Raw genomic sequence first — 12,328 nt, 5'->3', positions numbered from 1 at the left:
TTAAAAAACGCTCCGAAGTTCGGAGCGTTTTTTATTTTTATATAATGAGTAGTTTTATTAAATCTGTACTATTAGACCTCCAAGATAAGGGCAATAATTTAGATGAACTATATTTTATTCTTCCCAGTAAACGTGCAGGTGTTTTTTTAAAACATCATCTTTCTAAAATAATCGATCGCCCCATTTTTTCGCCTCATATTCTAAGTATTGAAGAATTTGTTGAGGAAATGTCAGGTTTAAAAAGTTTGTCTAATACAGATACTCTATTCCAACTATATAGTGCTTACGCAAAAGTTACACCAAAAGAGAGTCGGGAACCATTCGAAGCTTTTTCAAGTTGGGCACAAATACTAATACAAGACTTTAATGAAATAGATCGGTATCGTGGAAATCAAGATGCTATTTTTGACTATCTTCTTGCTGTTAAAGAATTAGATCATTGGTCTTTAGAAACAGAACCAACTAATCTAGTAAAGTCTTATTTAAAATTTTGGCGGCAGCTTAAAAACTATTACCGGGTTTTCACAGACAAGCTACTTAATGAAAAATATGGCTATCAAGGCTTGGTTTACAGAGAGGCTGTGGAGAATCTAGAGGTATATATAGAAAGTAATTATAACAAAAAGCATGTTTTTTTAGGGTTTAATGCTCTTAATACCTGCGAATCTATTATTATTCAAGGTTTATTACAGAATGGCGTAGCCCATATATATTGGGATGTTGACAATATTTATTTAGAAGATGATATGCATGATGCTGGCTTATTTATTAGGCAACATAAAGCTAAATGGAATTTCTTTAAAACAAACCCTTTTAATTGGATAACTTCTAATTACAGTGAAAAGAAAAGTGTTCATGTCATTGGTGTATCTAAATTGGTAGGGCAAGCAAAGTATATTGGGCAAATTTTAGAAAAAATCGGTTTAGAGAATAACGATATAAAAAATACTGCGGTCGTTCTGGGAGAAGAAAATTTATTAATTCCTGTTTTAAATACTATACCTAAGCAGATTAATAAAATTAACGTCACAATGGGACTACCACTTAAGTTTATTCCCTTAGCTTCGTTGTTTGATATTTTGTTTTCCATTCATAAAAAAAGCACAGATAAATACTATTTTAGAGAGGTAATAGACCTTATATCTCATTCTTCTATTTACAGTTTATTTGAAACAGAACAAGGTGACAACCTAAGTGATATATCCATATATATTCAAAAAAACAATCTGGTATACATTACATTGGAAGAGCTTAAAAAGATTTCCCATAAAGATGTTCATGGAATATTAGATTTAATGTTTAAATCTTGGGGAAACAATCCAAAAACGGCTTTAAATTACTGTTCAGAGTTAATATACTTAATCAAAAACAATTTCAGCAATGACAGAGACGATAAAGGTTTAGAGCTCGAATATTTATACAGATTTCATTCCTTGTTTAATCAATTAACTGAACTCAACAACAACTATCATTACTTAAACTCTATAGATAGTTTATATCGTGTCTATAATGATCTTTTACAAACAGAAACTTTAGACTTTAAAGGGGAACCGCTAGAAGGGCTTCAAATAATGGGAATGTTAGAATCTCGTGTTCTAGACTTTGAAACCGTTATAATTAGCTCTGTAAATGAAGGTATATTGCCTTCTGGTAAAACGAACAACTCTTTTATACCTTTTGATGTTAAACTTCAAAACAAACTGCCAACCTATAAAGAAAAGGATGCTGTTTACACCTATCACTTTTATAGATTAATACAACATGCAAAAAATGTGTATATCTTATACAATACAGAAGTTGACACGCTAAAAGGTGGTGAAAAAAGTAGATTTATAACCCAAATAGAAGTAGAAGGCATCCACAAAATAAAACATAGCATTGCAGCTCCAGATGTTCCAATAGTTGAAAAAAAACTAAAACAGATCACAAAAACAGATGATGTGCTTAACAGACTAAAAGCTATCTCTAACAAGGGCTTCTCTCCTTCGTCACTAACCAATTATATTAGAAATCCTATAGATTTTTATTATGAAAAAATACTTGGTATTAAAGAGTTTGAAGAGGTAGAAGAGAACATTGCCGCTAACACCTTAGGCTCTGTAATACATAATACATTAGAGGATTTCTACAAACCCCTTGAAGGCAAGTTGCTTACTATTGATAACCTCGAAGGCTTTAAAATGCAAATAAATGAAACTGTTACGCAACATTTTAAGCACTTGTATAAAGACGGAGATTTTAGCTCTGGAAAAAACCTCATCATTTTTGAAATTGCCCAACGCTACATTTCTAACTTTATAAATTCTGAAATTGAACAACTAAAAGCAGGTAACCAAATTAAAATATTGGCTATAGAAACCGATGAAAAAGTAGAGTTAAATATTGAAGGCTTTAGCGATTCTGTAAAATTAACTGGTAAAGTTGACAGAATAGATCAATTTAATGGAGTAACACGTGTTATAGATTATAAATCTGGCAAAGTAGACCAAAGCAAAGTCGAAATCGTTGATTGGGAAGACCTCACAACAGATTATAACAAGTACAGCAAATCTTTTCAGGTATTGTGTTATGCATATATGATGTATAAAAGAAATAAAATTGAATTACCAATTGAAGCTGGTATCATTTCTTTTAAAAACTTAAATTCAGGCTTCCTAAGATTTGGTGTAAAAGAATCTACTCGAAGTCAAAAGAAAATTCAATTAATAACCGAAGACACCCTAAAAAGTTTCGAGACCGAACTGCATAAACTCATTTCAGAAATATGTAATCCAAACGTAGATTTTATAGAAAAGGAACTAGACTAATGCAAATAGAGAAGAATAAAATACTATACAGAACAGATAAAAAACCAATACTAATTGACACTTTTTATTCTGAAAAAAACTCTAATCAGCCCATAATAATTTTTTGTCATGGATACAAAGGTTTTAAAGATTGGGGAGCATGGAATATTATGGCAAAATCTATTGCAGAAGCGGGAGTTTGCTTCGTGAAATTTAATTTTTCGCACAATGGAGGCACAATGGAAGATCCTATAGATTTTCCAGATTTAGAAGCTTTTGGGCACAATAATTATACTAAGGAACTAGACGACCTTAATGACGTAATAAATTGGGTTAAACACCATTTTAAAGACCACGAAAATATAAATACAAACAAAATAACTTTACTTGGCCATAGTCGTGGAGGAGGCATTGTAATACTAAAAGCTTCAGAAGACAATAGAATAGATAGTTTAATCACCTTGGCAAGTGTATGCGACTTTGCTAAACGTACAGCTACAATTGGTAATTTAGAAGAATGGAAAGCAAATGGTGTAAAATATGTTGTTAATGGTAGAACAAAACAACAAATGCCTCATTATTATCAATTTTACGAAGACTTTAAAGCCAATGAAAAGCGATTAGATATAGAAACTGCAGAAAAACGATTACTGATACCACATTTAATCATTCATGGATCTAATGACACTTCTGTTAAAATAGATGAGGCTTATGCTTTGCATAAATGGAACCCAAATAGTCAGTTAAAAATCATCGATACTGCAGATCATGTGTTTAATGTATGCCATCCATGGGAAAACAACAAACTTTCACCAGAGCTATTAAATGTTACCAATACTATTATAGAGTTTTTGTCTTAAACGTAATTTAACTCATAAAACAAGAGCCAGCCATAGAATTAATATGGCTGGCTCTTTTCTTACAATAAACCTTTTTTAAAGGCTAGCGATTTCTTAAAAAAACTTACTAGTTTTTTTCAAATGTTAACATATCTGTACCTCCGTTACCACCACTAATATCAATCAGTTCAATACGTGTAGAAGATGATGTTACTATGTCCCAATCGTCATTTAAATCTTCAAAATCATTACTTTCCGGCACCGGAAAGAAGATATTAAAGTCTATATCATCATCACTACTGCTATCGTCGTTGCTATTACTATCATCCGTAACAGACCAAGTTCCTGTTACAGTATTTGATCCATTTGTGGTAACTAGAGATCCATTAGCGTTAAACGTAAAATTGTAACCGTTAAAATCTGAAGTTTCATTTTGCCCAGAGTCTACAAAATTTGTAATTCTCCATGTGCCTGTTTGAACATTACTCTCTACCTGTGCTATTTGTTGGCTATTATCTGTACTACCATTATCATCGTCTGTAGAACACATTGAAGACATTAATGTTAAACTCAACATTAGCAAAAAACCAAGATTAAATACTTTTTTCATAATTATTAATTTAAAATGTTTTTGAATTATATTTTTTGAAGGGTTAAAGTGTCGGTTCCACCTCCGCCTCCACTAACATCCTGAAGTACTACCTCAGTGTCTGATGAAGATATAACATCCCAATCATCATCATTAAACTCTTCAAAAGGAGATGCTGTACCAAAGTTTAATGTCATTTGATTGCCTGAGCTAAACACAGACCACGTTCCGTTATTTGTGTTAGACCCATTTGAAGCAAAAACTGTACCATCTATATTAAAGTCTAATTCATAACCCGAATAATTTGCGGTTTGGTCATCTGCATCTTCTGTATAAGAAGCAACTATCCATAATCCTTCTGTAAGAATACCTTCTAAATCATCATTTCCGCTTCCACCATCAAAAGGATTGCGTTCAAAAGTTAAGAAGTCTTCAGATCCATCACCTCCACTTATATCTTTTAACCTAATAATTTCATTTGTTACTTCTAGAACGTCCCAATCATCTGCTAATTCTTCTAATGGTATGGTTGTGCCAAAATTTAGATTTAATCCTAACTCTGTGTTATCACCAGAAGTTGTAGACCATGTACCATTAGTTGTTGCACTCATATCTGTTGCAGTTGCCGTATTATCTGATGAGAAGTTAAAAACATAATCGGCAAAATCGGCTGTTTCGTCTGTATCATCAAAGAAATAGGTTATATACCAGTCTCCATTTGTAAGAGCATTAACCAATGCCGTGTCATTAACATTACCACTAGATTGGCAATCGCTTTCAAACCTTAACCTATCATCTCCTAATCTTAAATCTACTTCGGTCTCATCGTCATCTTCTTGTTCAATTTCATGTAAATTCCAGGTATCATTAAAATCTGGTAATCCTGTTATATCAATTGTTACAGAAATATTGTTACCTGTACCTGAGGCTTCCCATGTTCCGTTATATGTATTTGCACCTTGTGTTACCAATATAGATCCGTCGTTGTTAAACTGAAATACGTAACCTACATAGTTATCTTCAAGATCATTATCGTTACGTTCTAATTTATCTACAGTCCATTCTAAACAATCTGCAAAAACCGAATCTAAATCGTTTGTGGTACAGTTGTCACAGTCATCATCATCAAAGTCGTTATCATCATCTTCATCACAGGTATCATCTGCCATTTCTATTGCGTTTTCCAACTCTTGAATACTATTAATCGTTTGGGTACTACCATCTGCAAAAATTACTGTTATAGGAAAGTTTATAGTTACTGCAGCGTATTCATCTAAATCTTCAATAAAATCATACATATCATTATCATTGTTGATACTTATTGAATTGATTAAGTCATTATTTTCATTGTATATAGATGCTGTTATAGGATACTGAAAGTCTATACATTCTATATCATCGTCATCTTCATTATCACCCGCACAATTTGCGGTTAGGGCAGCAAGTTCTTCGTCAGAATTAACAACAACAGTTGTAAAATCGGCAAGTATTACTGTTATAGGGAAAGATATAACTACAGAGTCTATATCGTCATCAAATAAATCGATAATATCTTCTATATCTTCATAACCGTCTTCATCGTTTATTTCGAGTTCAATACCATTAACGGTAACTGTAACCGGAAGTTGAACGCTTAAGCAACTTGCGCTATCTATAATGTTATCGTTAGAGCCATCGTTAAACGCTGTTCGGCTCATTAAATTAGCTACAGTTGAGTTAGCTTCAATAGTTTCCTCAACAGGTGGGTCAATTGACAAATCGTCTTCTGTTCTACAAGAAGTCATCATAAATAACAATCCTAGAACAAGCAGCAAGGTTAGTTTTAATGTTTTCATAGTTAAAATGTTTTGTTTTAAAAAAGTTCGTTTTTTGAATGGCTTTTATCTGCCTCTTTATTATTAAAACAACCCATAAAAAAATTGTCCCAAGAAAAAATCATTTTTTTTTCACTTATGCTTAATTCTAATTGTTTTAGGTTATGTAAAGTGGCCTTTAAGTTATTAAATCTTTTATTTGCTTGTCTATATTTATACAGGTTTATTAAACTATAGTCTTGCTCTAATAACTTTTCTAAATTATTTATCTTTTGTTTATACTGAAATAATTCTTCATTTTTCATTGAGGTGATAGACTTAATAAGCTTTGTAGTTTTATTGGCTTGTGAAACTTGCATAATGAGGCTGTCTTAAAAAAGTTAAGCTATATATTATTGAAACAACTGTAAAAAGTATTATCCCAAAAGAGATTAAAAAAAATTACATAGTTTTAGATAAAATTTTAATTAGTGTCAAAATCTATTTATAAAGATATCTGCGATAAGATTCGGTTTTCAAAACTTTATGAAAAGTATGCGCAAACGTTGAGTAATATTTTGTTTTATAAATATGGAGAGCTTTTAAACCCGTCTGATAAAGTACAAGAGGCATTTGTTAAATTGTGGGAAAACTGTGCAAAAATAAAACCAGAAGCTGCCAAATCTTACTTATACACCACTGCAAATAACATGATGCTAAATGAAGTAAAGCACCAAAAAGTAGTATTAAAATACAAACAGGTAAAACCAAAAGACTATACAAACGAGTCACCAGAATTTATATTACGCAAAAAAGAATTTCTAAAACGGTTTGAACGGGTTTTGTCTCAATTAAAAGAAGAAGAGCGCGTTGCCTTTCTATTAAATAAGGTAGATGGTAAAACACACAAAGAAGTTGCTGAGATTTTAGGCATTACAAAAAAAGTGGCAGAACACAGAATATATGCGGCTTTAAATGCTCTTAAAAGTCAACTCGAAGAGTTAAACAGAAAATAATTATGGGATAATTGGAAGTTAGGTTGTTTTAATAATACAACGATATGTTATGGACAAAGAGCAATTAATAAAAAAGTGGTTAAACAATAGCCTGTCCGATACAGAGCTAAAGGATTTTAACTCATTAGAAGATGCTAAACTTTATAAAGAAATTGTAGAGGAAGCTCAGCGTTTTAATGGCAATATTAATGCCGAGGTAGAACCATTTACTTCTCTAGATAAAAAATTGGCTTCCAAAAAAAGCACCTCCATTAACTGGGTAAAACTAGTTTCAGGTTTTGCCGCCGCACTAATCTTAGGATTTGCTTTATTTACTGTGTTTAACAACGAAAATCTAAGTACGTTTAAAACAGATTTAGCTCAAAACGAAACTATAACCTTGCCTGATAACTCAATAGTTAATTTAAATGAGTTGTCCGAGTTACAATATATTAGCTCTAATTGGGATAATAATAGGGCTTTAGAACTAAAAGGAGAGGCCTTTTTTGATGTAGAAAAAGGTAAAAAATTTGATGTAAACACAAAATTTGGAAAAGTCAGTGTTCTTGGTACAGAGTTTAATATACTTTCTAGAGACAGTGTCTTTAAAGTATCTTGCTACGAAGGTTTAGTGCAAGTAATGTATAATAACAGCAGTGTAAAATTACCTGCTGGTACAGAGTTTGTTTTAACCTCAGGAAAAGGAATAAAATCCAATATTGTAATTGCAGAGCCTTATTGGCTTAAAAATATGAGTGTTTTTGAAAATGTCTCTTTTGATGATGTAATTAAAGAACTTAAAAAACATTATAAGATTGAAGTGAAATATCCATCTGAATTAAACATGAAATTTACAGGTGTTTTTGAACATGATAATCTTGAAAACGCCCTAAAATCTATTACAAAACCCCTTAATTTGACCTATATAATCCTAAACAATAATGAGGTCTTAATAAGGAATGGGCAAAACTAAAATATACATATTTCTATTCCTGTGCTTTATTGCCATCTTTAAAACTCAAGGGCAAGACCTGGAGAAAAAAGTAGCTGTTTCTATAGTTTTAGAGCAAATTACAAAAGCACACAACATCTCTTTTAATTATGAGAGTAGCCTTTTACAAGGTATTGTTGTAAAACCCTTTGCTAAAGATTTAACCCTATCAGAAAAGATTAAGAATCTCGAAAAGCAAACAGGATTGGTTTTCGAAAAAGTAAGCAACCTCGTTTACACCATTTCTAGAGCCATAAGACTATGCGGATTTATTAAAAATTCCGAATCGCAACAATCGCTTTTTGGAGCTACAATAAACAGTAAGTTTACTTACGCTGTAACAGACGAAAAAGGTTATTTTGAAATTGAATTAAAATCTAAAGGTGAATTAATAACAATAAGACATGTTGGTTTTAAAACTATTGAGCGCCAAGCCAAATATTTTAACCTACAAGACTGTGATATAATTACAATGCTTGTACAACATGAAGCAATCTCACCAGTACTTATAGAAACTTACCTTGTAAGAGGTATAGATAAGAGGCAAGATTGGTCTACAACAATAGATTATAAAAGGTTTAGTCTTTTACCAGGACTTATAGAATCTGATGTGCTACAAACCGTACAAGCACTACCTAGTATTTTAAGTGTTGATGAAACCGTGTCTAATATTAATATTAGAGGTGGTTCTCATGATCAAAACCTTATACTTTGGGACGATATTAAGATGTATCAAACTGGGCATTTTTTTGGTCTTATTTCTAGCTTTAACCCTCTAATGACACAAGCAGCAACTGTTATTAATAACGGTTCGGATGTGTCATTAACAGATGGTGTTTCTGGTACAATTCATATGCAAACAGACCAACAATTAGACCCTAAATTCAATGGTGTTTTTGGAGTTAATTTTTTAAATGCAGAGATTTTTTCAAATATCCCAATTGGCAACAAATCATCGCTTCAAATTGCATCAAGAAAGTCTTTAGACGACTTTGTACGTACACCAACTTATAATGTTTATTTCGATAGGGTAACCCAAGATACAGAAGCACAGACTAACGCATCTAATGTTGTTAATTCTAAGCAAAATTTCAACTTTTATGATGCTTCTTTAAGGTGGCTGTATCAACCTACAGATAAAGACTTTGTAAGGCTAAATTTTATTCTAATAAATAATGATTTAGGATTTAATGAAACTGCTGACATTAATGGAACATCAAGAACTAGGCGAAGTAGTGTTTCTCAAAACAGTTTTGCGGTAGGATTAAACTACAAAAAGCTTTGGAATAAAAAATTTACCTCAACAGTAAACATATATGATAGTGAATATAAGCTTGAAGCACTAAATGCAGATGTGCTAAGCAACCAGTTGCAATTACAAGAAAATGTAGTATCTGAAACAAGCTTGCAATTAAACAACCTCTATAAACTAAACCAATGGCGTTTTAATTTAGGGTATCAATTTACAGAAACGGAGGTAATTAACTTAAACGATATCGATTTACCTCGATTTGTTAGACGAGACGAAGAAATATTAAGAGAACATAGTTGTTTTGCACAAGTTTTATACAGTAACGTAGAGAATGATTTTTCTGTAAGAGGAGGTATTAGAGCTAACTACTTAACACGATTTGAAAAATGGATCTTAGAGCCTAGACTAAGCCTTAGAAAATCTCTTGGAGAACATATTGAAATTGAAGCTCAGGGCGAGTTTAAACATCAAAGCACATCACAAATTGTTAATTTCCAAAACGATTTTTTAGGTATAGAAAAAAGGCGTTGGCAGTTAACAGATAATGACAGCATTCCTATTTTACAAAGTAAGCAAGCATCTTTAGGTATAATGTATAAAAACAATGGCTGGTTATTAGACGTTAAAGGATATTACAAAACAGTAGATGGTATTACAACCCAAAGCCAAAGCTTTACAACCAAATACGAATTTAGAAAAGAGAGAGGAAACTATAATGCTTACGGGCTTGAGGTTTTGTGCCGTAAAAGATTAGGTCGCTTTAACAGTTGGTTAAGTTATTCCTACATTAATAATACTTATACCTTTGATGCTTTAGAAGATGTTGAGTTTCCGAGTAATTTTGACATTACACACTCCGTAACCTTAGGTACAACATTTAGTAATAAATCTTGGAATGTCTCTGCAGGACTAAATTACAGAACCGGAAAACCCACCTCAACACCTGTAATTGGCAATGAAATATTAAACGATGACGTTAATTTTAACGAGGCTAATAATGATAGACTCTCTTACTATCTAAGAATAGATGCTTCTGCCATATATAAGTTTAAATTAAGCAAAACGTTAAGGTCAGAGGTTGGTGCATCAATCTGGAATATTTCAAACAGAGAAAACACCATAAATAATTATTACCGAGTTAACCAAGACGAAATAGTAAATAAATTTTCAAGATTTTCTTTAGGTTTAACAACTAATGCCGTGTTTAGATTGTATTTTTAGGTACACTGCATAAAAACAGCAAATACATGGACTTTGATATAAGCATACTATCTTTTTTAAAACCTCCTTTACTAAAAAAAGTACTTGAAGAATCTACCGTAAAAGAGTTTAAAAAAGGTACAGAAATTTTGCGTGCCGAGCAATATGTCAAAGTTTTACCAATTGTTCTAGAGGGACTAGTAAAAGTGTACTCTAGGTTTAATGACAAAGAGCTTTTACTTTATTACATTCAACCATCCCAAAGTTGTGTAATGACATTTTATGCATCATTAAAAAATACACCAAGCAAAGTATTTGCTAGTGTAGAAGAAGATTCTAAAATCTTATTAATTCCTGTTAGGTTGCTTCCTGCTTGGCTAAAAGATTTTCCAGATTTTAATGAGCTATTTTACGATCAGTTTAATCTGCGCTATTCAGAACTACTAAATACCATTGGGCATCTATTGGTAGATAACATGGATAAACGATTGTATGAACATTTAAAGGGCAAACTAGAATTAACTAACAGTGCTTCTGTAAAAATGAGCCACAGCCAATTGGCTAATGAGCTTGGTACAGCACGCGAGGTAATTACTCGCACTTTAAAAAAGCTTGAAATAGAAGGCAAGGTAGAGCAAATCTCTGGCGAAATTAAAATTTACCCTTAGTGTGACCAAGGTCACTGCACAGCTTTTTAAAGTTCATAATCTTTGTAGTATAATTTTAAAAATAAAACACCATGAAAAAAAATATGGGAACTGCAGACAGAGTTATTAGAATAATAATCGCTGCAATAGTTGGGGCACTATACTTTAAAGAAGTAATTACAGGAACTTTGGGCATTATATTACTTGTTCTTGTAGCTGTATTTGTTTTAACAAGTCTAATTAGTTTTTGCCCACTATATGCACCATTCGGAATTAAAACCTGTCCGATTTCAAAACAGAACAACTAAAAATTTATTTGCTCTAAAAAAGAAAAACCTTGAGGTAAACCCAAGGTTTTTTGTGGAGCATATCGGAGTCGAACCGATGACCTCTACGCTGCCAGCGTAGCGCTCTAGCCAGCTGAGCTAATGCCCCAAATTATTTAAGTCCGCTCAACACCAAAACTGGTATTGTAGAACTATGAAAATCTTTTTTCAAAATGACATCATCTTCCCAAAGTTTTGAGAAAAATCCTCGCTTGCGCCTTACCACGCACAACAAATCTGGACTATGATTCTTGTAATGCTCTAATACAGCCTGAAACGTTGTTGGGCTTTCTGCCTTGGTTGTATTGGTAATCATGGCTTTTAATTCTTCATTTATCTCAAAATCTTCAGGTTTATGAAACGATGTTTTCACTAATAATAAATTAAGAACAGCCTTAAATTGGTCTTTAATACTATGAATTGGTTGTAAGACTCCTTCACGCTTAATTACAGCAGATTTTAAAGCCAATAACATCTTTACTATTGGTTTGTAGACATAACCTTCTGGAACAATTAATGCTGGAATTTGCGTTCTTTTTATAATCTTTCCAGATGTTTTACCAAGATAAACCTCGTCTTTAATAGAATTAGTTCTTGGTTCTAATATAATTAAATCAACATCTAAGGCATGGCTAACTTTCTCAATGGTATCAATTAATTTGCCTTTAAAGGTTTTTGTAACAACCTCAACACCTTTGGTGTCAATTGCTGCAACGTGCGATTCTAAAAAAGCTTTAGACTCTCGCTCTAAAATATGATCTACTTTTATCATGGTTCCTGCTTTGGTGTAAACATTATATATTTGAACCACATATAACTTTGCGCCAAATGCTTTAGCAAAATCAACGGCATATTGTAAATGCGATTTCGCGTTTTTTGAAGACCCAACAGGAACTAAAATCGTTTTCAT

General features: G+C 32.2%; 11 protein-coding genes and 1 tRNA gene. 7 read left to right on the top strand and 5 right to left on the bottom strand.

The window, feature by feature from the left end:
• Positions 1-44: 44 nt before the first annotated feature.
• Together ACXAFS_RS02190 and ACXAFS_RS02185 are read left to right on the top strand one after the other, a co-directional pair.
• A complete protein-coding gene (locus ACXAFS_RS02190; protein WP_475305000.1) occupies positions 45-2,807 on the top strand; it encodes a PD-(D/E)XK nuclease family protein in 2,763 nt (920 codons plus the stop codon).
• A complete protein-coding gene (locus tag ACXAFS_RS02185; protein WP_475304998.1) occupies positions 2,807-3,646 on the top strand; it encodes an alpha/beta hydrolase family protein in 840 nt (279 codons plus the stop codon). The genes ACXAFS_RS02190 and ACXAFS_RS02185 overlap by 1 nt, the downstream gene beginning before the upstream one ends.
• Before the next feature lie 106 nt (positions 3,647-3,752).
• Here the strand turns inward: ACXAFS_RS02185 and ACXAFS_RS02180 are convergent, their stop codons facing one another.
• The 3 genes from ACXAFS_RS02180 to ACXAFS_RS02170 are packed head-to-tail and all read right to left on the bottom strand — an operon-like array spanning position 3,753 to position 6,333.
• Entirely contained in the window at positions 3,753-4,235 is a 483-nt protein-coding gene (locus tag ACXAFS_RS02180; protein WP_475304997.1) for a hypothetical protein, read from the bottom strand.
• A 26-nt stretch (positions 4,236-4,261) separates the two neighbouring features.
• The gene (locus ACXAFS_RS02175) at positions 4,262-6,049 is read right to left on the bottom strand and encodes a hypothetical protein (protein WP_475304996.1); all 1,788 of its coding nucleotides are present in this window, start codon (positions 6,047-6,049) and stop codon (positions 4,262-4,264) included.
• Between the two features lie 17 nt (positions 6,050-6,066).
• Positions 6,067-6,333 carry a hypothetical protein gene (locus ACXAFS_RS02170; protein WP_475304994.1) on the bottom strand — a complete coding sequence of 89 codons (267 nt, stop codon included), beginning with the start codon at positions 6,331-6,333 and terminating at the stop codon, positions 6,067-6,069.
• A 165-nt stretch (positions 6,334-6,498) separates the two neighbouring features.
• Here ACXAFS_RS02170 and ACXAFS_RS02165 point away from each other — a divergent pair, with 165 nt between their 5' ends.
• From ACXAFS_RS02165 to ACXAFS_RS02145, 5 genes are all read left to right on the top strand, one after another.
• The gene (locus ACXAFS_RS02165; RefSeq protein WP_475304993.1) at positions 6,499-7,023 is read left to right on the top strand and encodes an RNA polymerase sigma factor; all 525 of its coding nucleotides are present in this window, start codon (positions 6,499-6,501) and stop codon (positions 7,021-7,023) included.
• 49 nt (positions 7,024-7,072) lie between these two features.
• Complete coding sequence (locus ACXAFS_RS02160) at positions 7,073-7,975, top strand: FecR family protein (protein ID WP_475304992.1); 903 nt, start codon at positions 7,073-7,075, stop codon at positions 7,973-7,975.
• Complete coding sequence (locus tag ACXAFS_RS02155) at positions 7,962-10,466, top strand: TonB-dependent receptor (RefSeq protein WP_475304991.1); 2,505 nt, start codon at positions 7,962-7,964, stop codon at positions 10,464-10,466. Before ACXAFS_RS02160 ends, ACXAFS_RS02155 begins: the two co-directional genes overlap by 14 nt.
• A 26-nt stretch (positions 10,467-10,492) precedes the next feature.
• Positions 10,493-11,113, top strand: coding sequence for a Crp/Fnr family transcriptional regulator (locus ACXAFS_RS02150; RefSeq protein WP_475304989.1), 621 nt, complete (start codon positions 10,493-10,495; stop codon positions 11,111-11,113).
• A 71-nt stretch (positions 11,114-11,184) separates the two neighbouring features.
• Positions 11,185-11,400 carry a YgaP family membrane protein gene (locus tag ACXAFS_RS02145; RefSeq protein WP_475304988.1) on the top strand — a complete coding sequence of 72 codons (216 nt, stop codon included), beginning with the start codon at positions 11,185-11,187 and terminating at the stop codon, positions 11,398-11,400.
• A gap of 53 nt (positions 11,401-11,453) precedes the next feature.
• Here ACXAFS_RS02145 and ACXAFS_RS02140 read toward each other — a convergent pair.
• Together ACXAFS_RS02140 and ACXAFS_RS02135 are read right to left on the bottom strand one after the other, a co-directional pair.
• Positions 11,454-11,527: transfer RNA gene (locus tag ACXAFS_RS02140), tRNA-Ala, on the bottom strand.
• Between the two features lie 3 nt (positions 11,528-11,530).
• The gene (locus tag ACXAFS_RS02135) at positions 11,531-12,328 is read right to left on the bottom strand and encodes a universal stress protein (RefSeq protein WP_475304987.1); all 798 of its coding nucleotides are present in this window, start codon (positions 12,326-12,328) and stop codon (positions 11,531-11,533) included.

Source organism: Winogradskyella sp. ABM4_392 (assembly GCF_056160445.1).
The sequence above is the reverse complement of the archived record's forward strand: the minus strand, read 5'-3'. Positions and strand labels throughout refer to the sequence as shown.

Excerpts from the sequence above, each read along its gene's own strand:
- ACXAFS_RS02190 (WP_475305000.1), top strand. The coding sequence starts at position 45 with ATGAGTAGTTTTATTAAATCTGTACTATTAGACCTCCAAGATAAGGGC.
- ACXAFS_RS02185 (WP_475304998.1), top strand. The coding sequence starts at position 2,807 with ATGCAAATAGAGAAGAATAAAATACTATACAGAACAGATAAAAAACCA.
- ACXAFS_RS02180 (WP_475304997.1), bottom strand. The coding sequence starts at position 4,235 with ATGAAAAAAGTATTTAATCTTGGTTTTTTGCTAATGTTGAGTTTAACA.
- ACXAFS_RS02175 (WP_475304996.1), bottom strand. The coding sequence starts at position 6,049 with ATGAAAACATTAAAACTAACCTTGCTGCTTGTTCTAGGATTGTTATTT.
- ACXAFS_RS02170 (WP_475304994.1), bottom strand. The coding sequence starts at position 6,333 with ATGAAAAATGAAGAATTATTTCAGTATAAACAAAAGATAAATAATTTA.
- ACXAFS_RS02160 (WP_475304992.1), top strand. The coding sequence starts at position 7,073 with ATGGACAAAGAGCAATTAATAAAAAAGTGGTTAAACAATAGCCTGTCC.
- ACXAFS_RS02155 (WP_475304991.1), top strand. The coding sequence starts at position 7,962 with ATGGGCAAAACTAAAATATACATATTTCTATTCCTGTGCTTTATTGCC.
- ACXAFS_RS02150 (WP_475304989.1), top strand. The coding sequence starts at position 10,493 with ATGGACTTTGATATAAGCATACTATCTTTTTTAAAACCTCCTTTACTA.
- ACXAFS_RS02145 (WP_475304988.1), top strand. The coding sequence starts at position 11,185 with ATGAAAAAAAATATGGGAACTGCAGACAGAGTTATTAGAATAATAATC.
- ACXAFS_RS02135 (WP_475304987.1), bottom strand. The coding sequence starts at position 12,328 with ATGAAAACGATTTTAGTTCCTGTTGGGTCTTCAAAAAACGCGAAATCG.